The organism is Streptomyces sp. NPDC057623 (assembly GCF_042800355.1).
In the GTDB taxonomy this organism is placed as follows: Bacteria; Actinomycetota; Actinomycetes; order Streptomycetales; family Streptomycetaceae; genus Streptomyces.
The window spans coordinates 200,970-227,332 of record NZ_JBHVGZ010000007.1 but is presented as its reverse complement, the minus strand read 5'-3'; the positions used below and the strand labels follow the sequence as shown (position 1 = coordinate 227,332).

Here is a 26,363-nt window from a genome sequence, read left to right as displayed (position 1 = left end):
AGCTCTGCCCGGCGGAGATGATCCGACAGGGCTCGCGCACGCGGTGTACGGCAGCCGCGGCACCACCGCAAGCACCATTACCCAGAGGGAGTCAGTACGTGAAGGACCCGGTCTTCGTCATCCACGGTGTCGCCAACCGCGACCTCGACGGTTTCACCGACGCTGTGACCGCCCTCCAGGCCGCGACGGAACTCGCCATGGTGCCGGTGTACTGGGGTGATCTCGGCGCGGAGGAACGCTTCATCACCGCCGCCCTCCCCACCCGGGACACGGCACCCCGGCCGGCCGGCGGGCCCGGCGGCGTGATGCGCGACGAGGCGCCGAGCGCGGTTCCGTCCTACCTCTTCGCCGACCAGTCGTATCTCGCCGACCAGTTGGGGATCATCGACACCGCTCTGCGCGAAGAGCTGGAGTCCGACCCCGGTCCGCTGCGGGACGCCCCAGGACCGGGCGGACCGACACCCGACGACGTCATGGCCTGCCTTGCCACGGAGTGGCCGGACACCCGCTGGCTCAGCCGAACCGGCGACCCCGCTCTGCTGGCCGAGACCGGCCGGGCCCTGGCTCAGGCTCTGCTGGACCAGGACGCCCTCACGTCCGACGCGTATGGATACGACGGTCTGCGTGGGGCCCCGGCCGGCGAGCCCGGCCGACTGCGCGAGTTGGTCCGGCGGCGGCTCCAGGACTTCGATCGGATCGCGGGCGCGGCGATCGGTGCCGTGGCCGGGCGCGTCAACGACGCCGTACGCACGCGCTTCGGGCCCGGCACGACTCGTTTCCTGGGCGATGTGCTGGTCTACCAGCGGCACCGCGACGCGATTCACGCACGTGTCCGGGCCCGGATCGACGAGGTCGACCCGCTGCTCGGTCGCAGCCCGGAGCGTCCCGTACGGGTGGTCGCGCACAGTCTTGGCGGCGTCATCGCGGTGGACATGGCGACCGCGCACGAGCCGCTCTGGACCGAGCGGTTGGTCACCTTCGGCTCTCAGTCGGCCTTCTTCCACGTCTGTGACCCACGCGGTGGGCAGCTCCTGCCCTACTCCGGGCAGACGCCGGTCCAGCTTCCCGCCTCGCTCGGCCGCTGGACCAATCTCTGGGAGCCCCTCGACATGCTGGCCTTCGCCGCTTCGCAGGTCTTCCGGCTCAACGACGGAAGCAGCCCGGCCGACCGGCCGGTCCCGCACGCCGCGAGCACCGGGCTGTGGACCCACTCCGCCTACTGGGATCTGCCGGACGTTGCCACGGCCATCGCCGAGGTGATGGCAGACCTCCCGGCCGACGCCGACTAGGACCTGCGTGCCGTCGATCAGGGGACGGCCCGTGCCGCCGGGCTGCCGTACACGGCGTACGCCAGCCAGCTGGGGTCCCCGCCCTGATGCCGTATGGCCCGGCGTGCGTCCAGCGACGCCTGGCCCAGGGTCCTGCCCCGGGTGACGAAGTGGCCGTAGAAGTGGTCGGCGAAACGCAGCGCGGAATCAGAGCGCACGGGCCACAGCGTGCCGACGAAGGCGCCCGCCCCGGCCCGCAGGAACTGCGGAGCCCAACCCAGGGTGGAGGAGAACCACTTGATCTCCCCGGCGCTGCGGCACGCGTTGAAGAACACCAGGGGGTGGGTGGCGCGCAGGGCACCCGACTGGGTGGCGTAGGCGAGGTCGATCGGGTCGAAGGGGCCGTCGGGCATGGCGACATGGGAACCGGCACTGGTGAAGGTGTTGTGGCAGGCGAAGTGCAGGAGCCCGGTGAAGCCCGCGTCGATCAGATCGCTCACGGAGGCGCGGTGCGTCAGCGTTCCGCCGTCGGCCACCGCCGCGCCCAGCCTGGCGCGCAGGGCGGCGATCTCCTGGTCCGCCTCGGGCGGCGAACCGGGCGGCACGACGAACGCCGCGCGCCCCAGTGACAGCGTGCGCACCCGGTCCTGCCCGAACACCCTGCGGACCACGGGCAGCCACTCGGCGAGGAACCCCTCGCCCTCGTGCTGTCCGTCCAGCGGATAGAGCAGCTCCCAGGGCACGATGTCGTGTTCCCCCAGCACCGTCAGCGCGGTGACCCGTCCGGCCTCCTCCCAGAACTGTCGCCGAACGGCGTCGGGTACGGCGGTGGCCCACAGCTGCACGCCCAGGTTGCGCAGGCGTTTCCGTGCCTGTTCCGGGTCACCGCCGCCACCGGGGCCGGCACTCGCGGCCGTACGCCGGAGCTCGTCGTAGATGCGTTCTCGTACGCTGTGCGGATCTCCGGCCAGGAGCCGGAAGGATTCCGGGGCGTACGTCGTCTCGCCGAGCAGCTGGAAACTGTAGGCGCCGTTCGCCCCCTTGAGCACCTGAAGCGTCACTTCCCCGGGGTCGAAGGCCAGGGTCGTCAGCGTGGTGTTGCGCGTGGGGCCGTCGCGCGCGGGCACGTCCTCCTGTACGGAGATCTGCGTGCGGAGTTCACCGAGGAAGGTACCCGCGCGGAACGCCCGCACGGTGACGGTGTGCAGACCGGTCGTCATGGTCCGCAGGCCGAACCGCAGCACATCGGAATCGCGCCCGGGGCGGACGACGAGCTCCTGCTGCAGATCGCCGAGCGCGAGAAGGCCAGGCGCATGCACGGCAATCGTCAGCAGCGCGCCGTCCACCGGGATGCGGAACGCCCGCAACCGCACGCCGACGTCGCCGGAATCCCGGGTGACCTGTACTTGCAGGGGAACCTCGCGGCCCGGCGGCGCCTGCTCGGCGAGTTCGACGGTCAGACGGCGAGGTTCGAAAGGCTGCGCCGGTCCGACACGCAGGCCGTCGTCGGGAGGGCCGGAGGCGTCCCCGCCACCGGGATCGATGACGCCAAGGGCGTCGGGACCGGAATCCCGGACCGGGACGTCTTCGGAGGGCGCGGGCCGCGTGGAGGCGGCTGGGGGAGAGCCGCTGATGTGGCGATCGAGGGTGAGGTCCCGCCGGAACTCGGACCGCTCGGGATCCACGGCGACACCAGCGCTGTCGCCGCGACTGCGAACTCTGGCCGTGCGTGCGTCGAGTCTGGCCCGCAGTCGGCGCAGACAGCGCTGGCGCAGCGGTCCGATGCTGCCCACGGCGATGCCCAGTGCGGCGGACACCTCCTGGTAGCTGGGCGGCGGCGAGGCCATCAGGACGCGCAGCAACTGGCGGCATCGCTCGCCGAGTGCCTCGAACTCCTGCCACAACTGTCGGATCCGCTCGGACTCGGCGGTGGCCTCCTCGGAGTCCAGGAGCGACTGTTCGGGCGTACGGTCCGCGCTGACCCGGTCGAGCAGTTGGGGATCGTCGGTCACGGTGAGCCGCCTCAGGCTCTTGAGTACCTTCAGGCATTCGTGTCGTGCGGTGCTCGCGAGCCAGGACCCGGCCTTCTCGGGTTCGCGGATCCGCCCGAGGTGCTGGGCGAAGCGGAACCAGACGGTCTGGTACACCTCGTGGGCGTCGGCGTCGGAGAGCCGGTGTGCGCGTACGACGGACCACACCAGCGGGCTGAGCCCCTCCACGAGTGCCTTCCAGGCGGCCGCGTCGCCGTCGGCAGCGGACTGGACCAGCGCGCCGACTCGTCCTCGGTCCACGGCTTCCCCCTCGTGTAGGGCCAGTCATCGTACGCCCTGGAAGGATCGGTTCCGCCGGCACTACGGCCCGGCGCCGTGACGCGCTGCCTTGTGCACCGAGAGATCCTGCTTCCCCTGAGCAATCCTGCTTGCCCTGAGCAGAATTGACCCGGTCCTGTAGGGTGATCCGTCGCGGCCGCCCCGCGCCGTGACAACCGTCCCAGGCCGGTCGCACCTGTGAAAAGGCTCCCAGCACCTCCTGAGGCGATACAGATGACGTTCACGCTCACCGTGTCCGACGAGGTTCGCACCCTCGCGCCCGGCTTCACCCATGTAGTGATCGAGGCGTACGACCTCGTCAACGGGCCCAGCACCGAGGAGAGTGCCGCGTTCCTCGACGACGCGGCTCGCCGTCTCGCCACCAGACTGGACGGCCGTGCTCCGCACGAGGACCCGCACATGGTCGCCTGGCGGGAGACGTACACAGCCTTTGGTTCCAAGCCCTCGCGCACCCGCAACTCGGCCGAGGCGCTGGCCAAGCGAGCGCTGTCCGACGCCGGTCTGCCCCGGATCAACCTGCTGGTGGACCTCTACAACGCCATCAGCGTGGCCCACCTGATCCCGGTGGGCGGCGAGGACATCGACCGCATCGAGGGCGGGATGCGGCTGGTGTGCGCCAAGGGCGACGAGGACTTCGTGACCGTGACCGGCGGCGAGAAGAGCGTCGAACACCCTGACGTGGGCGAGGTGGTGTGGTGCGACGACGCCGGTGTGACCTGCCGCCGCTGGAACTGGCGCCAGGGCCCGCGCACGCGCCTCACCGAGGAGACGACGTCCGGGGTCTTCCTGCTGGAGAGTCTGGCGCCGATGCCGGTCGCCGACCTGGAGACGGCTGCTGCCGAACTGGCCGAGGTTCTCGGGAAGTTCAGCCCCGGCGCCCGTATCGAGGTGCACGCCCCGGCTTCGAGGTAGGCGGGCCGAAAGCCTGACCGGCTCTCAGGGGGAGTCCTCGTAGCGGGCGGCGAGCGCGGCGGCGCGGTCGCGCAGGGAGGTGCGCAACGGCGCCGGGGCCAGGGCTTCGGCGTCCGTGCCGAGTTGCCACAGCGCCCACTCGGCATGCCGTAGATCCTGGAACGTCACCTCAAGCCGCAGCCATCCGCCGGCTTCGGGTTCCGCGGCGCGGACGGCCACCGCGGTGCTCACCAGGTCCTCCCGCCGCTCAGGGTTCACCCGTGCCAGCACGGCGACATGGTCGCTGGACAGGAACTGCGCGCAGCGCTCCCGCCAGACCTGGTCCAGGTCGACCCGCTCCGGTCGCTGTGCCGGTTCGGGGAGTCTCTCGGCGGCCGACACCCGCGACAGCCGGTAGGTGCGGTCCGCGCCGGCTCGCGTGGCCAGCAGATAGCCCCGGTCCCGTACCGTGACCAGGCCGATCGGGTCCACCGTGCGCCACTGTGGCGTCTGGTCCGTGGCCGCGTAGTGGATGCGCAGCTTGTGTCCGGCGAGCACCGCGTGCCGGATCTCGATCATCGCGGTGTCCGGCACATGCTCGGTGACCGGTCGGCGTGCGAGCAGGTCGGTCTCCGGCTCGACGAGGAGACGTCCGGCCGCGTCGCTCGCGGTGGTCCGATGGCCTTCGGGCAGCGCGTCAACCACCTTGCGCATGGCCGACGCGAGCGCCGAGCCGAGGCCGAACACCCGCTCGCCGCGCGCCGATCCGGCGGTCAGCAGGGCAAGGGCCTCGTCGTGGTTCAGCCCGGTGAGCTCGGTGCGGAAGCCGGGCAACAGCCCGAACCCGCCGTGCCGGCCGCGCTCGGCGTAGACCGGGACACCGGCCGCGGACAGCGCCTCGATGTCGCGCAGCACGGTACGGGTGGACACCTCCAGCTCGCGGGCCAGCGTGTCCGCGGTCAGCCGACCGCGCTGACGCAGCAGCAACACCAGCGAGACCAGCCGATCGGCGCGCACACGAGCACGCTATCGAATACGTGACCAAGGATGTCGTGATTCCTTGGAAGGCTCGTCAGCACCGACGTCGACGAATCGAATGGAGCTGATGTGGCAGTGGAACGAACGGCAGTCAACCCGGTGACGTGGTCGGTGGAGATGGGGTTCAACCAGGGGGAGGTCGTCTCCGGGCACACCCGGACCCTGTACTGCTCCGGACAGACCGCGATGAGCGCCGACGGCAAGCCCCGGCACGACGGTGACATGGCCGCGCAACTGGCGCTGAGCCTCGACAACCTGGAGGCCGTGCTCGGTGCGGCCGACATGTCGCTCGCGAACGTCGTCCGGCTCAACGTCTACACCACCGACGTCGATCTGCTGTTCACGCACTACGGAGTGCTGGCGTCGCGGCTGGGCGCCGCCGGGGTGGCGCCGACCACCACCATGCTCGGGGTGACACGGCTGGCGATCCACGGGCAGATGGTCGAACTGGAGGGGACCGCCGTCGCGTGACGTCCGTAATCGTACGGGAACTTCGAAAACGTGGGACGGAGTTCGGCGGCCGGGTGGTTCGGAGGAACTGGTGCAGCGCCTCAAGCGGAGTAACGCATTCCTGTCGAGAGGTCGATGCCCGATGCACCCGAGTGCGCGGATCGTCGACGGATTCGGGAAATCCCGGCAGAAGTTTGCTTTTGCCAACCGGCGTTGCGGCATTGTGGCGGAGTCCTTGTGCCGGACCGGCATCCGCAGTTCGCCTCTTGGCTGATTGTTCGTAACCGGAGAAGCCTGAGAGAGGCCGGCGGGCATGTCCCGAAAGTGAAGGTCGGTGGCTTTCGTCCGGCTTCTCCAGGGCGCAGTCAGGACTTACTTAAATGTGAACGACATCTGATCGCGCGTCCGGTTCCCGCTTCGGCCTCGCGCACTGCGGAGAGCGTCGATGCTTGCCCTCAGAGGTGTACAGAATCTATAAATCCGTAAACAATCGGGCGAATTCGACCGTCCGTAGTCGCCGAGTCGACCTCCATCTGTTGCGGCCGCGTGACGTTCGGCCGTCAATCCATGGCGGTTTCCAGCCACTGAATACGCGGAATATTGAATTCCATCGTGTCGAAATCGTGCCACTCTTCGCACCGGCATCCAGCGAGGCCGGTTGTGGTGCAACTTTTCACCATGGAAGGGGCGGACATGTCCGACTCCCCGTACCAGGTGGCTGGTTCTGGCGCACGGCCACCTCAAGCCAAGCTCAAATTCCTTGCCGCCCTCTGAAATTTCGTGTTCTGCTTTCCCGGTACCGGTGATCACCGGGACAAGAAGGCAACGGGGGAGGGGAATGTGATGGCCTTGCCCGGTTTCATGGGAGGCCCGCATGACAGCGATTACCCAAGGATCGGCAAAGAAGTCTCCACTTCTGGTCATCGGTAGCGGGTCGCTCATTTGGCGGGAATATCTGCTGCGCTCCATATCCGAATACTGTGATGTGTGGCTCTTCTCGGCCGGTGAGGCAACCTGGGAATCTCCCTACATCGTCGGCAGCACTCGGGTGGACACGCTCGACGCGGCCGCGACCATTCGGGCGGCCCGCGAGCTGAACGAACGGCTGGGCATCCGCGGGGTGTTGTCGTACGACGAGATCCGGGTGCCGGTCGCAGCGGCGGTGGCCGAGGCGCTCGGCCTGCCGAGCGGCGGTACGCAAGCGGTCGTGGCGTGCCGCGACAAGGCCCTCACCCGGCAGCGGTTCGCCGCCGCCGGGGTCCCCCAGCCGAGCTCGTACGCGGTGTCCTCCGTCGAGGAGGCCGCCGCTCGGGCCGCCTCCATCGGGTATCCGGTGGTGGTCAAGCCACGTGCGCTGGCAGGCAGTATGGGCGTCGCGCTGGTCGAGAACCCCGAGGCCCTGCCCACCGCGTACGCGTCGACGCGCAGCGCGGAATTCTCCGAACTCCCGCGCCTGGAGGACGGCGTCCTCGTCGAGTCGTTCGCGGACGGGCCGGAGATCAGCATCGACGCGGCCTGTCACAACGGCACGGTGTACCCGCTGTTCGTCGCGCGCAAGAAGACCGGGTTCGCTCCCTACTTCGAAGAAGTAGGACATGTGATCAGCGCCCGCGACCCCCTTCTTGACGATCCGGAGATCGTTGGCGTGCTTCAGGCGGCCCACAGCGCGCTCGGGCTGTCCACTCTCATGACCCACACGGAGATAAGGCTGACCCCCGAGGGACCGAAGGTCATCGAGGTGAACGCCCGGCTGGGCGGCGACCTCATTCCCTACACCGCTCAGCTGGCCACCGGGGTCGACTACGGCACGGTGGCCGCCCGGCTCGCCCAGGGCATCCGCCCGACGTCCGACGAACTCCCCGAGCGGACCGCGCAGATCGACTTCCTCTACCCCGTCACCGATCTCGTGGTCGACACGCTGGAGGTCACCGAGGGCGGCCTGCCGGCCGAGGTGCACCGGATCATCCCGCTGGTCGGCCCGGGCCGGACGCTGCGTATCCCGCCGCGCGAGCACGTGCGCGGCCGCTACGCCGTCGTCGTCACCGTGGCGGGGACGCCCGAAGCCTGCGACGAGGCCAGGGCCGTGGCCGAGAAGCACGTCCAGCTCGTCGGTACCCCGCTGGACGACGCGCCCCCCGTCGTGTGACGCGCCCCATCCGTTCCCAACCCACAGGCGAGCCATGGAATCACTGACACAAGACGCCGTTCTCCTGCTGGACCCGGTGAAGACCGGCGCGAACTACAAGCCTGCCGTGCGCGACCGCGGCCTGGCCATCGTCTCCGTCTACACGGTGGAGCCGACCGAACTGCGGGAGCGCTGGCCCTCGCACGCCGACGGCGACGACGCGAGCGTGTACGCCTCCGAGGCCGCCGACGTGCTGGCCCGCTTGGCCGACCTGCCGTACCGGATCCGCGGCGTCGTGCCGGCCATGGAGTCCGCGGTGCACCTGGCCGAGCAGGTGGCCGAGCAACTCGGCCTGCCCGGCAACGGGACCCGGCTGGCCCGCGCCCGCCGCAACAAGGCCGAGATGCGCCGGGTCACCCAGGCCGCGGGCGTGCGGGTGCCGGAGTTCCACCTGGTGCACAGTCTCGACGAGGTCCCGGCCGCGGCCGGGAAGACGGGCTTCCCCGCGATCCTCAAGCCGACCACAGGGGCCGGATCGCACGGAGTCACCCTGCTGCCGGACGCGGAGGCCGCCCGACACCTGGAGGACCAGGAGCGGCGCGACCTGTTCGGCTGGGAGGTGACCGAGTGGCTGGTCGAGCGATACGTCCGGGGCCGTGAGATCGCCGTCAACTGCTTCAGCTTCGGCGGTCAGCACCGCGTCGTGGACATGTGGGAGTACCGCAGGCCCGACGACGCGGACTACGACCTGCCGTACTGGGGCTCCGTCCAACTGGACGCGGACGACCCCGACTGGCAGCCGGTCGCGGAGTTCGTCGCGACCGTGCTGGACTCGCTGGACATCCGCAGCGGCCCGAGCCACACCGAGGTGAAGTGCGCGGCCGACGGCATCTACCTGATCGAGACCGGTGCCCGGCTGCCCGGCGGTCCCATCACCGACCAGTGGACCCAGAACAGTGACATCCGGCCCTTCCACGACGCGCTCGACTTCTATCTGGACGACGGCTCCGAGCCCAGGCTGCTCAAAGACGCCCCGACCTTCCACGCGGTGTGCGGAGCCAGCGCCATCTGCAACGAGGAACGGCCCGGAACGCTCGTGGCCATCCACGGCCTGGACGTCATCGAGGCGCTTCCCGGCGTGGACAAGTTGCTCGTCACCTACCAGCCGGGCGACCAGGTCCCCGTAACCCGCAACACGAAGACCATTCCGCTCGGCGTCTGGGTGTCCGGCGCCACGCGGAACGACGTCATCCGAACCCTCGACGAGATCCGCGGTATCGCGGTGATCGAACTCGCCGGACAAGAGAGTTAGGTGTGTCTCCATGGCACGGATAGTCGCCATCGTCTCCGGCGGACTCGACTCCGTCGTCCTGGCCCACGAGTTGGTGGACCAGGGAAACGACCTGCTGATGCTGTCCATCGACTACGGCCAGCGGCACCGCAAGGAACACGAGTTCGCGCAGCGCACGGCTGATCGGCTGAGCGCCGACTACGAGGTCGTCGACCTGCGCAACATCGCCACGATGCTGCCCGGCTACTCGCTGACCGACAGCAGCGTCGACGTCCCCGACCAGCACTACACGGCCCCCGGCAGTGTCAACGTCGTGCCGAACCGCAACGTCATCCTGCTGTCCGTCGCCTTCGGGCGGGCGGCCGCCGAGAAGGCCGACAAGGTCGCCATCGGCACCGTGGCCGGCGACGACGCGACCGCGCCCGACTGCTCGCGTGCCTTCATCGACGCCTTCAACACGATGGAGCGCGTGGCCACCGCCGGGTACGCACCCGAGGGCCTGGAGGTCGTGGCGCCCTTCATCGACATGCCGAAGCACGAGGTCATCAATCTCGGCGAGCGGCTCGGGGTGCCGTGGCAGGAGACCTGGAGCTGCTTCAACAACTACGACCTGCAGTGCGGGCTGTGCGCCGCCTGCCAGGACCGGCAGCTGGCCTTCCAGAAATCCGACGTGTCGGATCCCACCCAGTACAGGAGTGCCTGACCCATGTTCACCATCACCAAGGACTTCCAGTTCTCGGCCAGCCACCGGCTCGGCCACCTCCCGGAGGACCATCAGTGTGCCCGCCTGCACGGGCACAACTACACGGTGCAGCTGGAGCTGCGCTGCGGTGACGACCAGCTCACCGAGCCCGGGTTCGTACGCGACTACGGCGAGCTCGGCGACTTCAAGAAGTGGATCGACGCGGAGCTCGACCACCGGCACCTGAACGAGGTGATCCGCGACCGCAACCCGTCGGCGGAGAACATGGCGCACTGGATCCACCAGATCTGGTCCGAGCGCATTCCCGAGCTCTCCGCGGTCCGCGTCTCCGAAACGCCCAAGACCTGGGCCGAATTCCGTCCGTGAGGACATGAACGGAGCGTTGTCATCGACACTCTCGAAGAAACAGCAGAGACAGCGGAAAGCGAAGAGCCGGCAGAAGAGGCCGAACTTTTCGCGGATGCGGCGAAGATCGTCGTCAACGAGATCTTCGGCCCCACGGTGCAGGGTGAGGGCCCCTCGGCCGGCCAGCGGTGCGGATTCCTCCGCCTGGGCGGCTGCAACCTCTCCTGTCACTGGTGCGACACCCCCTACACCTGGGACTGGAAGGGCGTCAGTGACGAGGGCCGGGCCTACGACCCCCGGGTCGAGCTCACCTCGCGGGGGCCCGCCGACGTGCTCCATGACCTGCTGGCGATGGACGTGGACCTCATCGTCATCAGCGGGGGAGAACCACTGAAGCAGCAGAGGCGGATCCTGCCCCTGGTGCGTGAACTGCGCAACCGCGGCATCTCCGTCGAGGTGGAGACCAACGGAACGGTCGTACCGGACGACGAACTGATCGACCTGGGCATCCGCTTCAACGTCTCCCCGAAGCTGTCGCACGCCGGGGACCCCGAACACCGCAGGATCAAACCCGTCGCGCTGCGCAAGCTCGCGACCACACCCGCGGTCGCCTTCAAGTTCGTGTGCCGATCACACGACGACCTCGACGAGGTCGCCGAGCTGGCGCAGGACCTCGGTATCGGTCCCATCTGGATCATGCCGGAAGGCAAGAACGTCACTGACATCAGCCGCCATCTGGGAGACCTCTCCGACGAGGTCGTGCGGCGCAACTGGAATCTCTCCACCAGGCTCCATGTCCTGGCCTGGGGAGAAAAACGGGGAGTTTGACATGACTATGGAACTTGAAGACCTCGCGGCGACCTCCGTCAACGGCGTCGCCCAGACCGCGGACCCGCTCGAGGAACTGGCCCGCCGACTGCTCGTCGAGATCGGTGAGGACCCGGACCGTGAGGGCCTCCTCGACACCCCCCGGCGCTACGCCAAGTGGTGGCGCGAGTTCGTCAACTACGACGCCGGGAAGATCGAGACCGTCTTCGACAGCGTGGCGGACGACCAGATGGTGCTGGTGTCCGACATGCGGGTGTGGTCGCTGTGCGAGCACCACCTGCTGCCGTTCAACTGCTCGTTGACGGTCTCCTACCGCACCAACAAGAAGCTGCTCGGGCTGTCGAAGTTCGCCCGTGTCGCCCACAAGCACGCCCACAAGCTCCAGGTGCAGGAGCGGCTCGTCGCCGACATCGCCGACGAGATCTCCTCGATCACCGGCTCCGAGGACGTGGCCGTCATCGGCCGCGGTGAGCACCTCTGCATGACCATGCGGGGCATCAGGACCGGTGCCGTCATGACGTCGGCCGTCATGCGCGGTGTGTTCGGTGAGGACGGTCCGCAGCGCACCGAGTTGCTGACGCTCGCCAACTCGGCCGGCGCCTCGCTGCGCCACTGAGGCAGGGGGCGCCCGCCCCCCCTCGCGCTGCCGACATCCGGGTTCGTTGCCAGTGGATTCGTTGCCCAGTAGAGGAGTTCTCATGACGGGGGCAGTCGCCCCTCGTGGATCGCGACACCTCGATGGCCCGAAGAAGATCCTCCTGTCCGGCGTCTCGTCCGACGCCCACATGTGGAACTTGATCTACCTTCAGCTTTTCATCGAGGAAAGCGGCCATCACGTAAGGAATCTGGGGCCCTGCGCCCCGGACGAACTGATCCTCGAGCACTGCGTCACCTGGCGCCCGGACGCCCTCGTCATCAGCACGGTGAACGGGCACGGCCACCTCGACGGCGTACGGCTCATCCGTACGCTGCGGGAGGCCGGCGGGCCGCTCGCGACACTGCCCGCCGTCATCGGCGGGAAGCTGGGCATCCATGGGATCGGCAACGCACGGTTCCACCAGAAGCTGCTGGACGCCGGCTTCGACGCCGTCTTCGGCGCCGAGGCCGGGATCATGGAATTCCAGCGCTACCTCACCATGCTCGGCAGGAACGGGCATGCCGTGGAGACGACGACGGTCACGGCATGCTGAGCCCCGCCGACCAGCCGGCCCCTCCCGCCCAAACGGGCGGGGTGCGGACCGGGCCCGATCCGGCGGCGCTGGGCGGGCTGCCCGCCGTCGTCTCCCGTGCGCGGGCGCGCGGTGAACTCGTCGTACAGCCGCGCATGGGCTTCGGCACTGTCGCCCGGATGCGGGACGGGCTCACGGCCGTACGCGACAGTCACGCGGTGACCGTGGGAACCGTCACCGTCGACAGCTTCACCCGCGTGGGCGACCACGCCTCGGCACGCCGTGCGCTGGTGGGGGAAGCCGACCTCAACGGCTTCCCCCTCGTGGCCCACGGCCCCACCGTCACACGCCGGATGCTGGACGGACTGCGGTCCGAACGCTTCCCGGTGCAGGTGCGGCACGGCTCCGCCCTGCCGCACGCCATCTTCCAGAGCCTCACGGAGGCAGGACTCACCGCGACCGAGGGCGGTCCGGTCTCCTACTGCCTCCCCTACAGCCGGACACCGCTCGACGAATCCGTCGACGCCTGGGCCCAGTGCTGCGAACTGCTGGCGACGGCCTCCCGGCCCGGCGCCGCGGCACACCTGGAGAGCTTCGGCGGGTGCATGCTCGGCCAGCTCTGCCCGCCCAGCGTGCTGATCGCGATGAGCGTCCTCGAGTGCCTGTTCTTCCGCCAGCACGGGCTGCGGAGCGTCTCCCTGAGCTACGCGCAGCAGACCAGTCCGGAACAGGACCGCGAGGCCCTGGCCGCCCTGCGCCGCCTGGCCGGTGAACTGCTGTCCGACATGGACTGGCACCTCGTGCTCTACACGTACATGGGCGTCTTCCCGGAGACCCGGAACGGCGCTCTGGCACTCCTCGGGGACAGCGCACGGCTGGCCGTCACGGGCGGAGCCGAGCGCCTCATCGTCAAGACACCCGCCGAGGCGCACCGGATCCCCACCGTCGAGGAGAACGTCCACTCCCTGGAGTACGCCGCACAGGCCGCCCGGGAAGCCCGCGCACTGGCCACCGCCGCGGAACCGGTACCCGACACCGGCATCTACCGCGAGGCCGCCGCCCTGGTGGAGCACACGCTGGCCCTCCACCCCCGGGTCGGCAAGGCGCTCGGGCACGCGTTCCGCCTGGGGACGCTGGACATCCCTTACTGCCTGCACCCCGACAACGCGCAGCGGGCCCGCGCCGTCATCGACGACCTGGGACGCCTGCGCTGGGCGGACGTCGGCGCCATGCCCCTGCCGCGCCCCGCCGCGTCGGCACGCGAGCAGCTGACCTCGGCCGGCCTCCTACACATGCTCCATTACATCCAGCGGCGTTACGACGTCCCTGCTCCCACGCCCGGACAGCACGTGATGACGACTGTGGAAGACGAGGGACGGGCTGCCGCTCCATTGTCCACGGGGGATTGATGAACACCGACTCCATAAGTCCCGCACCGTCGGCGGCCGACGGGCGGGCCGAGGCCGCCGCCCGGCCCGCGGCGGAGAAGCCGTACCGCAAGGGCTACCGCCTCCCACCCGAACTGCGCGGCGACATCGCCGCCGCCCATCGCACCCGGCCCGTACTCACCGTGGCCTGCGCACTGACCGACGCGGTGACCGCCCTGGCCACCGCCGCCGTCTGCGCCTGGCTCCTGACGGCCGCGCACCCGCTGCTGTCCGTTCCGGCCGCGCTCGTCGGATGCCTGTTCATCGCACGACAGCTGCGCGCCCTGGAGAACCTGACGCACGAGGCCTCCCACTACAACTGGGCACGTCACCACCGCGGATGGAACGACGTCCTCGGCTGGCTGTTCTCCGGACTGCCGACCGGCGGCAGGCTCTCCGCCTACCGGGAGAGCCATCTGCGCCACCACGGCCGGTTCGGCACCTCGGAGGACCCCGACCGGCGGCGTTACGCCGAACTCGACCTGGAGGCACTGCGGCGGACCTCGCCGCGGGCGTTCGTCTCGTCGGTGGCGGTCAGGATCACGCGCTACCAGATCGGCTGGCTTCGCGAGGTCAAGACGGACCTGCTCGCGACCGCGGGCGTCCTGTTGTGGAGCGTGCTCTGCGCGGCCCTGCCCACAGCGCTGCTCGCGGGCCCGGGCGCCGGCGTCCTCGCCGGAGTGCTGTGGCTGGCCTCGGCGTTCGTCGTCCTGCCGGTCCTGCGTCTGGTCGCGGAGAGCGACGAGCACGTCTACTCCGACTGCGACACGGTCTTCGACGCCACCATCACCAACGTGGGGCTCGTCCAGCGGGTGCTGATCCATCCGCACGCCGACGGTTACCACACCGTGCATCACCTGTGGCCCGGTATCCCCCATCACTCACTGCGCCGGGTGCACACCACACTCATGGCCCAAGACCCGGACTACGCCCGGCGCATCCGCATGCGCCGACGTCTGCTCGAGAATCCCCGAGCCGTGTCCTCTAGTTCCTAGGAGAAGGTGTGCGATGACCCTGAGAAGCCCCGCGGTGTCGTCCGTTCTGATCGTCGGTGGCCGCCATCCCTCGGCCGCCCAGGCCGCCCGCCGAGCGGGACTGCACGTCCACTACCTGGGCGTGCGCGACAGGGCGCCGGACTGGCTCGACGCCGAGGCGGACGCGGTGACGCTCGTCGACACCGGCGACGCCGAGTCGGTGATCACCGCGGCTCTGGCCGCCCATGCCGAGCGGCCGTTCGGTGTGGCGATCACGGTGAGCGACCTGTACATCGAAGCCGTCGCCGTCGTCAACGAACGACTCGGACTGCTCGCCAACACCACCTGGACCACCAGGGCCGTCCATGACAAGGCCGTGATGCGGGACGTCCTGCGCGACTCCCGGACCGTCCCGGTCGCGGCCGCGCGCGTCACCACCGCCGACCAGGCCAGGCAGTTCGCCGCCGGATCCGGCTTCCCCCTCGTCCTCAAGCCCGTCGACGGCACGGGCAGTCGCGGCGTGACGCTCGTACCGGACGAGGAGAGCCTCGACGCGGCCCTCGCGCACACCGTCGAGGCCGATCCCGGCCCGTGGATCGCGGAGGAGTACCTGGAGGGGCCCGAGTTCAGTGTCGAGACGTTCTCCGCCGCCGGTGAGCACCATCTCCTGGCGGTGACGGAGAAGTTCAAGGGCGCCAACTTCGTCGAGACAGGACACGTCGTCCCGGCCCGCGTGTCCCCGGACACCGTGCGTGCCATGACCGCCGAGGTCTTCGCCTGTCTGGACGCGGTGGACCTGAAGGAGGGCCCCGGGCACACCGAACTGGTGCTCACGGACCGGGGGCCCCGCGTGGTGGAGACCCACGCCCGGCCCGGCGGGGACGGAATCGTCGAGCTGGTGCGGCTGGCCACGGGAGTGGACGTCCAGCAACTCACCTTCGACTGGCTGTCCGGCCGCCCGCTGGACCTGAAGCTGCCCCAGGACGCGTCGGGGGCCGCCGCGACGTGGTTCCTCACCCCGCCTCCGGGAACGGTGACCGAGCGCGGCGGTGTGCGGGAGGCACTCTCGGAGGAGGGAGTGACCGAGGCCTACCTGACCGCGTCGCAGGGCGACGTCATCGCGGAGCTGCGCAGTTCCTCGGACCGGGCCGGCGCCGTCATCGCCGTGGGCGACACCCCCGACGAGGCACTGCACCGAGCACGCCGTGCGGTCGGCCGGCTCATCGTCCGCACGGCCGAGACGTCACCCGCGCCATGAGGGGAGGGCTCGCGCGCTACCGGCGACTCCTGTCCGGACCGGGCATGCTGGGCTGTGGCACGGCCGCACTGACGAGCAAGTTCCAGGGCTCGATGTTCTCCCTGAGCCTGCTGTTCACCGTCGCCCCCGGTCGCTCGTACGCGACCGCGGGCGCGGTGGCGGCCGTCTCGGCGCTGGGCGGCATCGCCGCCCCGGCCCGCGGGCGGCTGCTGGACCGCAGACGGTACGCGCCGGTGCTGTGGTCGGTGCTCGCGCTGCACGCGGTGCTCGTCGCCCTGCTCCTCGTCAACGAGAGCGCCCACGGCCCGCTGTCGATCACCTTCGCCGCGGCGCTGGGGGCGAGCGTCGCCGCTCCTCCCGTCGGCGTGGTGACCCGGGTCATGTGGCGGTTCGTCACATCCGAGGAGAACCGGTCGACGGCCCTGGCGCTGGACGCGGTCCTGGCCGACGTCGGGTTCATCCTGGGGCCGATGGCGGTCGGCGTGATCAGTTCGATGCTGGCCCCGTCGGCCTCGATGGTGGCGAGCGTCCTGGCCAGCACGCTGGCCACGGTGTTGTTGCTCCGCGCCCTGAAGGGACGGGAGCCGGCCAAGTCCGACGCCGCCGGGCGGAGCTGGAAGGGGTCCTTGGCCAGCCCCCCGCTGCGCCTCCTCCTCGGTTGCACGCTGTTCTTCTCGGCGGCGGTCGGCGGGGTCGAGGTCATCCTCGCCTCCCACGGCGGCGAGTTGCTGGGCAGCGTGCTGGTGAGTGTGCTGTCCGTCGGCAGCATCGCGGGAGGTCTCGCGGTGGGCGCCCTGTCCCCGGGGCAGGCGGCGCGGGTCGGCCGGCTGCCACCGCTGCTGCTCTACCTGAGCGCGGCAGGGGCGCTGCTCGCGGTGTCCGGCGCCGGCCACGCCGTGCTGACCGTCGTGCTGGTGATGGCCGTGGGGATGGCCTTCGGCCCGTGTTTCGTGGCGCTGTACGGACAGACCGCGGAGTTCTCACCGGCCGGCAGCGCGGCCGAGACACAGGCGTGGGTGGGCGCGGCCCTTCAGGGCGGCAGCGCCCTCGGCCAGGCCGCCGGTGCCTATGGGCTCGGCGCCCTGGGATTCGGCCGGAGCATGGTCCTGATCCCTCTCTTCGCCCTCCTCGGGGCGGGCCTGGCCCTTTTCGCCGAACGGATCACGCCTCGGGTCGTGGCCGAATGACGGGCGGGCGGAGCGGATCACCGCGCGGTCACGGCGTACGCCGTGAACGAGGCGGACCGCCGCGCCCCCGCCCCGCACCCAGTAGACGGATATGCCGACGAAGCGGAGCGAATGACGTGTTGGGCCCCCACGCCGAGGAACTTCCCCTCCTGACCGGCCAGTCGGGCATGTGGCTTGCCCAGCAGCTGGATCCGACGAACCCCGCGTACCAGGTCGCCGAGACCGTGGACATCCACGGCCCCCTGGACGTCGGCCTGTTCGAGTCGGCGCTGCGGCGGACGGTCGAGGAGTGCGAGGCGTACCGTCTGCGGCTGACCGGCCCCGCCGAGGACAGGCGGCAGGTCATCGAGGAGCCCGCACCGTCGGCACCGCTGCGCGTCGTGGACCTCGGCGCCGCGCGGGACCCGTGGGCCGCCGTGCGGGAACACGTCGACCGCGGGCTGCGGGAGGTGCCTGACCTCGACGGCGGCGCCGGAGTCACCCAGCTCCTGTTCAAGCTCGCCGCCGACCGGCACGTGTGGCACCAGCGCGTGCACCTGGCCCTGGCCGACCGGCAGACCCTGCGCCTCGTCAGGGCACGTGTCGCCGAGCTGTACGGCGCGTTGTCCGAGGGCACGGAGTGCGCAACCGCGTTCCCCCCGTTCCGCGAACTCGTCGAGGAGGAGGCCGCGTACCTCGGTTCCGAGGCCCGCGCGCAGGACCGCGCGTACTGGCTGCGGACGCTCACCGGGCGGCCCGACCCGGTCAGCCTCGCGGGATGCTTCGCGGCCGCCTCCGCCACGCACCACCGGCACACCACCGAGCTGACCCCCGCCCGGGCCACGGCGCTGCGGGCCCTGGCCCGACGCCTCGACGTCGGCCTGCCGACCGTCGTGCTCGCCGCGGTCGCGCTCTGCACCGGTCGGCTGACCGGAGCGGACGACCTGGTCCTCGGCCTGCCCGTGTCCGGGCGGCACGCGGACCGGACACGATCCGGGGCCGGCACGCTCGCGAACGTCCTGCCCCTGCGCGTGACGACGGCGCCCCACCTCAGCGTCACCGCGCTGATCCGTCACGTGGACGAGGCCGTGGACGAAGCACTGTCGCACCGGCGCTACCGCTACGAGGACCTGCGCCGCGACCTGAAACTGAGCGGGAGTTCACAGCAACTGGCCGTGACCCGGGTCGACACCGCGACGGACGAGCCCGCACCGAGCTTCGGCCCCTGCCCGGCGACCGTACGCACCGACAACAACGGTCCCGTCGAGGACCTGGTCTACGGCGTCCACCCGAGCGCGGACGCGGAGAGCCTGCGCCTGGACATCGACGCCAACCCCGCGCTCTACGAACCCGCCGAGACAGCCGGACACGCCGGGCGTCTGCTGCGCGTACTGGAAGCGATGACCGCCGATCCCGACGCGCTGATCGGCGACATCGACCTTCTCGGGGAAGCCGAGCGGCACCGGATGCTCACCGAGTGGAACGAGACGGACACACCGTTCCCCGCGGACGCCACGGTGCACTCGCTGTTCGAGGCCCGTGCCGACCGTGCCCCCGACGCCGTCGCGCTGGTGGCAGGGACGACACGACTGACGTACGCCCAGCTCAACGCCCGCGCCAACCGGCTGGCCCATCGGCTGATCGACCTCGGAGTACGACCCGAGGACCGTGTCGCGGTGTTCCAGGAGCGCACGGCGGAACTGGTGGTGTCCTCCCTGGCCGTGCTCAAGGCGGGCGGAGCGTATGTACCCATCGATCCGCACCAGCCCGCATCGCGTTCGGAGTTCATCCTCCGGGACACGGCGGCCGTGGCCCTGCTGACCGACCGCGAGCAGCACGAGATCGGCTTCGCCGTGGACGTTCCGATCGTGCGGGTGGGGCACGCGCCCGCCACCGAGGACCGGTCCCCGGCCGATCCGGGCGTCCCCACCGACGCACAACAGCTCGTCTACGTGATGTACACATCCGGTTCGACGGGCACCCCCAAGGGCGTCGCCAACACCCACCGCAACGTCGTACACCTGGCCGCCGACCGCTACTGGCGCACCGGCAACCACGAACGGGTGCTGATGCACTCCCCGTACGCCTTCGACGCCTCGACCTTCGAGATCTGGACCCCGCTGCTCACCGGCGGCCGGATCGTGGCCGCCCCGCCGGGCCGGCTGGACGCCGGTGCCCTGGCCGCCGTCATCGCCGAGCAGGAGGTGACCGGGCTCTTCGTCAGCGCCGGCCTCTTCAGGGTCATGGCCGACGAGCACCCCGAGTGCTTCGCCGGGGTGCGCGAGATCTGGGCCGGAGGCGACGTCGTCTCCCCGGACGCGGTACGCCGGGTGCTCCGGGCCTGCCCCAACACCGTGGTCGCCAACGAGTACGGCCCCACGGAGACGACCGTGTTCTCCACCGTCAACCCGATGCGCGCGGGTGACCCGGTGCCGGAGTCCATCGTCCCCATCGGCCGTCCGCTGTGGAACACGCGGGTGTATGTGCTGGATGGTGGGTTGCGGCCGGTTCCGGTGGGTGTGGCGGGTGAGTTGTATGTGGCGGGGGTGGGGTTGGCGCGTGGGTATCTGGGGCGTGCGGGGTTGACGGCGGGGCGGTTTGTGGCTGATCCGTTCGGTGGTGGGGGTGCGCGGATGTATCGGACGGGGGATGTGGTGCGGTGGTGTGGGGATGGGCGGTTGGAGTATTTGGGGCGGGTTGATGATCAGGTGAAGATCCGGGGGTTCCGGATCGAGTTGGGTGAGGTGGAGGCGGTGGTGGCCGCGTGTCCTGGGGTGGGGCAGGTGGCTGTGGTGGCGCGGGAGGATCGTCCGGGGGATCGGCGGTTGGTTGCTTATGTGGTTGGTGGGGCGGGGGTGGTGCTGGATGGTGGGGTGTTGCGGGATCGTGTGGGTGGGGTGTTGCCGGAGTACATGGTTCCGTCGGCGTTCGTGGTGTTGGACGCGTTGCCGTTGACGTTGAACGGGAAGTTGGACCGGCGTGCTCTGCCTGTGCCGGAGGTGGTTGCGGGGGTTTCCTACCGGGCGCCGGGTTCGGTTGAGGAGCGGGTGCTGTGTGAGGTGTTCGCCGATGTGCTGGGCCTGCCGCGGGTCGGTGTCGACGACGACTTCTTCGAACTCGGCGGACACTCCCTGCTGGCCACCCGCCTGGTCTCCCGGGTACGGACCGCCCTGAGTGTCGAGCTGAGCATGCGCGACCTCTTCGACAACCCCACCGTCGCCGCACTGGCGGCCGGCCTGGAACAGCCCGGCCACACCCGGCCGGCCGTGACGGTGCGGGAGCGTCCGGCCGTCCTGCCCCTGTCGTTCGCGCAGCGCCGGCTGTGGTTCCTCAACGAACTGGAGGGGCCGAACCCCGCCTACAACACCCCCTTGGCCGTACGCCTCACGGGCGCGCTCGATCAGGAGGCGCTGCGGGATGCCCTCGGCGACCTCGTCGTCCGGCACGAGGCACTGAGGACGGTCTTCCCCGCCCACCATGCTCAGCCACGGCAGCGGGTGCTGGCACCGGAGGACCTGGCCGCCCTGCTCACCGTCCGGCCCGCCGGCGCCGACCCGAGCGAGGCGATCCGGGAAGCCGCGCTGGAACCGTTCGACCTGTCGTCCCGGATTCCCTTCCGCGCCACGTTGTTCACGACCGGACCGGACGACCATGTACTCCTGCTCGTGATGCACCACATCGCGGTGGACGGCTGGTCCCTCGCCCCGCTCGTGCGGGGCCTCTCCGCCGCCTACGCCGCCCGCTGCCAGGGCAAGGCCCCCGACTGGGCGCCACTGCCGGTGCAGTACGCGGACTACACCCTGTGGCAGGACGACCTGCTGGGCGACAAGGGGGACAGCGAAAGCGAGGCGGCCCGGCAACTGGCCTACTGGCGGTCCGCCCTGGCGGACCTGCCGGAGGAACTGGCGCTGCCCACGGACCGCCCCCGCCCTGCCGCCGTCAGCCATGTGAGCGGCGAGATCCCCCTACGGGTGCCGGCCGAGACCCACCGACAACTGCTCTCCCTCGCACAGGAGCAGGGTTCGACGGTGTTCATGGTGCTCGAATCGGCGCTGGCCGTCCTGCTGTCCCGGCTCGGGTGCGGCACCGACATCCCCATCGGCACGCCCGTCGCGGGCCGGACCGACGACGCCCTGGACGAACTGGTCGGGTTCTTCGTCAACACCCTCGTGCTGCGCACGGATCTCTCCGGCGACCCCCGCTTCGTCGACGTGCTGGCACGCGTGAAGGAACAGTGGCTGAGCGCGCTGGCCCACCAGGACCTCCCCTTCGACCAGCTGGTCGAGGACCTGGCACCGACCCGCGCCATGGCTCGGCATCCCCTGTTCCAGGTGATGTTCGTGCTCCAGAACAACAGCCGGACCGAGCTGTGCTTCCCGGGCGTGGAAGCCGAGACGCTCCCCGTGGCACCGCTCCCGGCCAAGTTCGATCTGGACTTCAGTCTGAGCGAGGAGTACGGAGCCGACGGGTCCCCGGCCGGCCTGGACGGCACCCTCAACTTCTCGGCCGCCCTCTTCGACCGGGGCACGGCCGAGGGCATCGCCGACCGGTTCGCGCGGCTGCTCCGGGCGGTCGTCGCCGATCCGTACCAGCGGATCGGTGAACCGGACGTCCTGGGCGAGGCCGAGCGGCACCGGCTGTTCGTCGACTGGCAGGGCCCGGCGGCATCCGTACCGTCCCTGACCCTGCCGCAGCTGTTCGAGGCCCAGGTCGCGCGGAGCCGGGACGCCGTCGCCCTGGCGAGCGGCGACACGGAACTGACCTACGGCGAGCTGAACGCCCGCGCCAATCGCCTGGCCCGGCACCTGAGCGGCCACGCGGTCGGCCCCGAGGACGTCGTCGCGGTTCGCATGGACCGCTCCACGGACCTGGTCGTCGTGCTGCTCGCCGTGCTCAAGACGGGCGCCGCCTATCTTCCGGTGGACCCGGAATACCCGGCCGAGCGCATCGCCTACATGCTGGACGACGCCCGACCCGCCCTGGTGATCGACGCGTCATGGCTGGCGTCCGTGGACCTCACCGGATCCTCCGACAACAGCGAGGCGGGCGCGGAGAACCCGCCCTCGGTGAACCCCGACCACCCCGCCTACGTGATGTACACCTCGGGTTCCACCGGGCGCCCGAAGGGTGTCGTGGTCCCGCATCGCGGGGTCGTGAACTGGTTGCTGTGGCTGCAGGAGGAGTACGGCCTGCGCACCACGGACCGGGTCCTGCAGAAGACCCCGTTCGGCTTCGACGTCTCCGTGCGGGAGTTCTTCTGGCCCCTGACGACGGGCGCGACCCTGGTCATGGCGGAACCGGGCGGGCACAAGGACCCGGCCTACCTGGCCGAGGTCATCCGCTCCCGGCGCGTCACGGTCGTCCACTTCGTGCCGTCGATGCTCTCGGCCTTCCTCGACGAGCCGTCCGCCGCCCGCTGCACCGGGCTCCGGCACGTCCTGTGCTCCGGCGAGGCCCTGCCGGCCCAGCTGGCGGCAAGGTTCCGGGACGTGCTCGACGTTCCGCTGCACAACCTCTACGGCCCCACCGAGGCATCGGTGGAGGTCACTTACGCGCAGGCCCGCGCGGGGAGCGACGAGGCGTCGGTCCCGATCGGCCGCCCCCTGCCCAACATCCGGGTGTATGTGCTGGATGGTGGGTTGCGGCCGGTTCCGGTGGGTGTGGCGGGTGAGTTGTATGTGGCGGGGGTGGGGTTGGCGCGTGGGTATCTGGGGCGTGCGGGGTTGACGGCGGGGCGGTTTGTGGCTGATCCGTTCGGTGGTGGGGGTGCGCGGATGTACCGGACGGGGGATGTGGTGCGGTGGTGTGGGGATGGGCGGTTGGAGTATTTGGGGCGGGTTGATGATCAGGTGAAGATCCGGGGGTTCCGGATCGAGTTGGGTGAGGTGGAGGCGGTGGTGGCCGCGTGTCCTGGGGTGGGGCAGGTGGCTGTGGTGGCGCGGGAGGATCGTCCGGGGGATCGGCGGTTGGTTGCTTATGTGGTTGGTGGGGCGGGGGTGGTGCTGGATGGTGGGGTGTTGCGGGATCGTGTGGGTGGGGTGTTGCCGGAGTACATGGTTCCGTCGGCGTTCGTGGTGTTGGACGCGTTGCCGTTGACGTTGAACGGGAAGTTGGACCGGCGTGCTCTGCCTGTGCCGGAGGTGGTTGCGGGGGTTTCCTACCGGGCGCCGGGTTCGGTTGAGGAGCGGGTGCTGTGTGAGGTGTTCGCCGATGTGCTGGGCCTGCCGCGGGTCGGTGTCGACGACAACTTCTTCGAACTCGGCGGACACTCCCTGCTCGCCGTGACCCTGGTGGGACGCGTGCGTGAACGCGGTCTGCCGGTCGACGTACGGACCCTGTTCGCGTCGCCGACGGTCGCCAGCCTCGCCGCGCGGGCAGCCGCGCAGTCCAGCACACCCCCCGCGCGGCCGACCGTCGAGCACGACGCCGGGGCCGCCCCGGGGTCGTCGACCGGGCTGCCTGCCGTGAGCGCCGAGGACGCCGACCGGATCGCCGGGTCCGTCCCCGGCGGTGCGGCGAACATCGCCGACGCCTACCCGCTGACCGCGCTCCAGGAGGGCATCCTCTTCCATCACCTGCTGGAGGCGGACCAGGGCAGCGATGTCTACCTCCTGCCCACGGCGCTGCGCTTCGCCTCCCGGGACGGCGTCGACGCCTTCCTGCGCGCCTTCGGCAAGGTCGTCGAGCGGCACGACGCCCTGCGGACGGTCGTGGTCTGGGAGGGGATGCCCGAACCGGTCCAGGTGGTCCTCCGCCACGTCGACGTCCCCGTGGTCGAAGTCGAGTTGGACACGGCCGAGCCCGACCCGGCGGCGCGGCTCCTGACCGAGTCCGACAGGCCGATGGACCTCGGCGGCGCCCCGTTGCTGCGGGCCCACGTCGCGGCGGAGCCCGGTACCGGCCGCTGGCTGCTGGTCCTCCAGTTCCATCAGCTGACCCAGGACCACACGGGTCTCGCGGTGATCCTGGAGGAGGTGGCGGCGTTCCTGAGGGGCGAGGAGGGCGGGCTGGCGGAGCCGGTCTCCTTCCGGGAGTTCGTCACGCAGTCCCGCCGGCAGGCCGGCCGGGAGGAGCACCAGCGCTTCTTCGCGAAACTGCTGGGCGACGTGACCGAGGCGACCACGCCCCACGGAGTGGCGAACGTCCACGGCTCGGGCGCCCACGCCGAGGAGGCCGGTGTGCCGGTCGACCGGCGACTGGCGCTCCGCCTGCGGGAGCAGGCGCGCTGCCTCGGTGTCAGCCCGGCAGTCCTCTTCCACGTCGTCATGGCACGGGTCCTCGCCGCGGCGTCCTCGCGCGACGACGTCGTCTTCGGGACGGTGCTCTTCGGCCGGATGCACGCCGGCGTGGGAGCCGACAGGGTCCCGGGGATGTTCCTGAACACGCTGCCGGTCCGACTCGCCGTCCAGGACACGACCGCCCGGGAGGCCGTGCGGACGACGCAGCTCCAGATGGCCGAGCTGCTGGCCCACGAACACGCTCCGCTGGCCGTCGCCCAGCAGGCCAGTGGCCTCGGACCGACGATCCCCCTGTTCTCCTCGCTGCTCAACTACCGGTACAGCAGCGACATCGACGAGGCTGCGCACCCGGGGCTCGAAGGAGTCGAGACGCTCCCGGCCGGTGAGCGGACCAGTTATCCGCTCACCGTCTCCGTCGACGACTTCGGCACCGGCTTCCGGCTGACCGTGCAGTCGGTCGCACCGCTGGCCCCCGAGGCGGTGTGCGCCTGGCTGACCGACGCCACCGAACACCTGGTGACGGCTCTGGAGAACACACCGGACCTGCCACTGCGGGACGTGGAGGTGCGGGGCGGGGCCGAGCCCCCGACGGGCCGGCACGGTGACGCGGTACCGGCGGGAGCGCAGCGGGCACCGGACCGCGACTCGGTGCGCACGACTGCGTCCGCACCCGCGCGCCCGGCGTCCCGGCACCGGGACCAGGCGTTGCGCGGCATGTTCGCCGACGTGCTGGGCCACAAACGTGTGGGCATCCACGACAGCTTCTTCGATCTCGGCGGCCACTCTCTGCTCGCCATCCGTCTGGTCGCCCGGATCCGTGCCGAACTCGACGCGGAATTCAGCATGCGCGCCATGTTCGAACACCCCACCGTCGCTGAGATCGCCGAGCTCCTGGAACCACCACGGAAGCACACCGGGCAGCCCGCAGGAGTTCCCGACGGAGACGGCCGAGACCGTGACTGAGGAGAACGCACGACGCATGGGCCAGTCCTCGGCTCCCGTGCATCACGGTGAAATACTCCAAGGCGTTTTCCGGCACGAGGGAGGGCTGCGCCGCGGACTGGTGACGCTGCCCTGCGCCCTCTACTCGGTTCAGGCGCACTTCATTCCGGACGGCCACGCCGGAGTGACCGTTCTTCCACCGTGGAAGGTCAAGGCGCAGCGGGCGGCGGAACTCGCGCTGGCCGAACTGGGAAAGACCGGGGGCGGGCTGAAACTCTCCGGCGACGTGCCTCTGGGGCGCGGGTTCGGGTCGTCGACGAGCGATGTGCTGGCGGCGGTCGGCGCGGTGCAGAGCGCGTTCTCGCTGACCCTCCCCGACGACGTCGTCGCACGCATCGCCGTCCGGGCCGAGACGGCGTCGGACTCGCTGATGTACCCGTCCACGACGGTGCTCTTCGCCCACCGGGACGGCGAGGTCCTCGAGGACTTCGGATCCCCGATGCCACCGCTGAGCGTCCTGGGCTTCGGATCCAGGCCGGGTGCCACCGGGACCGGAGTCGACACGCTGGCACTGCCGCCGGCCGCCTACGACGCCGAGGAGATAGAGCACTTCGCCGAACTGCGCCGGATGCTCGGCGAGGCCATGGCGGCCAAGGACGTCACGCTGCTCGGGGAAGTGGCCACCGCGAGCACGCGGATCAATCAGCGCCGGCTCCCCGTTCCCCGACTGGACCGCATTCTGGTCATCGCGGACGAGGTGGGGGCGGTCGGCGTTCAGACGGCCCACAGCGGCGACATAGCGGGCCTCATGTTCGACCGTGGCCGGCTGGACGTATCCGAGCGAATGGAACGGGCCCGAGGACTTCTCCGGGACATTGAAATAACCGAGCAATGGGAATTCGAAACGGGTGGCTGACGTC

18 protein-coding genes and 1 pseudogene are annotated in these 26,363 nt (G+C 70.3%); 16 read left to right on the top strand and 3 right to left on the bottom strand.

Going from position 1 to position 26,363, the window contains the following annotated elements:
* The first annotated feature begins 98 nt into the window (after positions 1 to 98).
* Complete coding sequence (locus ACFU95_RS10835; protein WP_383824846.1) at positions 99 to 1,289, top strand: hypothetical protein; 1,191 nt, start codon at positions 99 to 101, stop codon at positions 1,287 to 1,289.
* A 17-nt stretch (positions 1,290 to 1,306) separates the two neighbouring features.
* On the opposite strand, the gene ACFU95_RS10830 is transcribed toward ACFU95_RS10835, so the two are convergent.
* Together ACFU95_RS10830 and ACFU95_RS10825 are read right to left on the bottom strand one after the other, a co-directional pair.
* Positions 1,307 to 2,953, bottom strand: coding sequence for a CHAT domain-containing protein (locus ACFU95_RS10830; protein WP_383825003.1), 1,647 nt, complete (start codon positions 2,951 to 2,953; stop codon positions 1,307 to 1,309).
* Between the two features lie 36 nt (positions 2,954 to 2,989).
* Positions 2,990 to 3,559 (bottom strand): annotated as a pseudogene (locus ACFU95_RS10825) (RNA polymerase sigma factor); the annotation flags it as partial.
* Positions 3,560 to 3,811: 252 nt separating this feature from the next.
* Here ACFU95_RS10825 and ACFU95_RS10820 point away from each other — a divergent pair.
* Positions 3,812 to 4,510 carry a B3/4 domain-containing protein gene (locus tag ACFU95_RS10820; RefSeq protein WP_383824843.1) on the top strand — a complete coding sequence of 233 codons (699 nt, stop codon included), beginning with the start codon at positions 3,812 to 3,814 and terminating at the stop codon, positions 4,508 to 4,510.
* Between the two features lie 24 nt (positions 4,511 to 4,534).
* Here the strand turns inward: ACFU95_RS10820 and ACFU95_RS10815 are convergent, their stop codons facing one another.
* Complete coding sequence (locus tag ACFU95_RS10815; protein WP_383824840.1) at positions 4,535 to 5,506, bottom strand: helix-turn-helix transcriptional regulator; 972 nt, start codon at positions 5,504 to 5,506, stop codon at positions 4,535 to 4,537.
* A 96-nt stretch (positions 5,507 to 5,602) separates the two neighbouring features.
* Between ACFU95_RS10815 and ACFU95_RS10810 the strand changes: the two genes are divergently transcribed.
* The 14 genes from ACFU95_RS10810 to ACFU95_RS10745 all read left to right on the top strand — a co-directional run bounded on the left by ACFU95_RS10810 (position 5,603) and on the right by ACFU95_RS10745 (position 26,359).
* On the top strand, positions 5,603 to 5,998 hold the full coding sequence (locus ACFU95_RS10810; RefSeq protein WP_383824838.1) for a RidA family protein: 396 nt from the start codon (positions 5,603 to 5,605) through the stop codon (positions 5,996 to 5,998).
* 1,027 nt (positions 5,999 to 7,025) lie between these two features.
* A complete protein-coding gene (locus tag ACFU95_RS10805) occupies positions 7,026 to 8,123 on the top strand; it encodes an acetyl-CoA carboxylase biotin carboxylase subunit family protein (RefSeq protein WP_383824835.1) in 1,098 nt (365 codons plus the stop codon).
* A gap of 34 nt (positions 8,124 to 8,157) precedes the next feature.
* A complete protein-coding gene (locus tag ACFU95_RS10800; protein ID WP_383824832.1) occupies positions 8,158 to 9,414 on the top strand; it encodes an ATP-grasp domain-containing protein in 1,257 nt (418 codons plus the stop codon).
* 10 nt (positions 9,415 to 9,424) lie between these two features.
* Positions 9,425 to 10,096, top strand: a complete 672-nt coding sequence (locus ACFU95_RS10795; RefSeq protein WP_383824829.1) for a 7-cyano-7-deazaguanine synthase — start codon at positions 9,425 to 9,427, stop codon at positions 10,094 to 10,096.
* A 3-nt stretch (positions 10,097 to 10,099) separates the two neighbouring features.
* Entirely contained in the window at positions 10,100 to 10,462 is a 363-nt protein-coding gene (locus ACFU95_RS10790; protein WP_383824828.1) for a 6-pyruvoyl tetrahydropterin synthase family protein, read from the top strand.
* A 135-nt stretch (positions 10,463 to 10,597) separates the two neighbouring features.
* Positions 10,598 to 11,269, top strand: coding sequence for a 7-carboxy-7-deazaguanine synthase QueE (locus ACFU95_RS10785; RefSeq protein ID WP_383824826.1), 672 nt, complete (start codon positions 10,598 to 10,600; stop codon positions 11,267 to 11,269).
* 1 nt (position 11,270) lies between these two features.
* Positions 11,271 to 11,885, top strand: coding sequence for a GTP cyclohydrolase I (gene folE, locus ACFU95_RS10780; RefSeq protein ID WP_383824823.1), 615 nt, complete (start codon positions 11,271 to 11,273; stop codon positions 11,883 to 11,885).
* An 82-nt stretch (positions 11,886 to 11,967) separates the two neighbouring features.
* Positions 11,968 to 12,459 (top strand): cobalamin B12-binding domain-containing protein, encoded by a 492-nt coding sequence (locus tag ACFU95_RS10775; protein ID WP_383824821.1) that lies wholly within the window; start codon positions 11,968 to 11,970, stop codon positions 12,457 to 12,459.
* The gene (locus tag ACFU95_RS10770) at positions 12,453 to 13,847 is read left to right on the top strand and encodes a methylaspartate mutase (RefSeq protein ID WP_383824819.1); all 1,395 of its coding nucleotides are present in this window, start codon (positions 12,453 to 12,455) and stop codon (positions 13,845 to 13,847) included. The genes ACFU95_RS10775 and ACFU95_RS10770 overlap by 7 nt, the downstream gene beginning before the upstream one ends.
* Positions 13,847 to 14,860, top strand: coding sequence for a fatty acid desaturase family protein (locus ACFU95_RS10765; protein ID WP_383824816.1), 1,014 nt, complete (start codon positions 13,847 to 13,849; stop codon positions 14,858 to 14,860). The genes ACFU95_RS10770 and ACFU95_RS10765 overlap by 1 nt, the downstream gene beginning before the upstream one ends.
* A gap of 13 nt (positions 14,861 to 14,873) precedes the next feature.
* Complete coding sequence (locus ACFU95_RS10760) at positions 14,874 to 16,097, top strand: ATP-grasp domain-containing protein (protein ID WP_383824813.1); 1,224 nt, start codon at positions 14,874 to 14,876, stop codon at positions 16,095 to 16,097.
* Entirely contained in the window at positions 16,094 to 17,284 is a 1,191-nt protein-coding gene (locus tag ACFU95_RS10755) for an MFS transporter (protein ID WP_383824811.1), read from the top strand. Before ACFU95_RS10760 ends, ACFU95_RS10755 begins: the two co-directional genes overlap by 4 nt.
* A gap of 116 nt (positions 17,285 to 17,400) precedes the next feature.
* Positions 17,401 to 25,464 carry an amino acid adenylation domain-containing protein gene (locus ACFU95_RS10750; protein WP_383824809.1) on the top strand — a complete coding sequence of 2,688 codons (8,064 nt, stop codon included), beginning with the start codon at positions 17,401 to 17,403 and terminating at the stop codon, positions 25,462 to 25,464.
* Positions 25,457 to 26,359, top strand: coding sequence for a kinase (locus tag ACFU95_RS10745; protein ID WP_383824807.1), 903 nt, complete (start codon positions 25,457 to 25,459; stop codon positions 26,357 to 26,359). Before ACFU95_RS10750 ends, ACFU95_RS10745 begins: the two co-directional genes overlap by 8 nt.
* Positions 26,360 to 26,363: the final 4 nt, after the last annotated feature.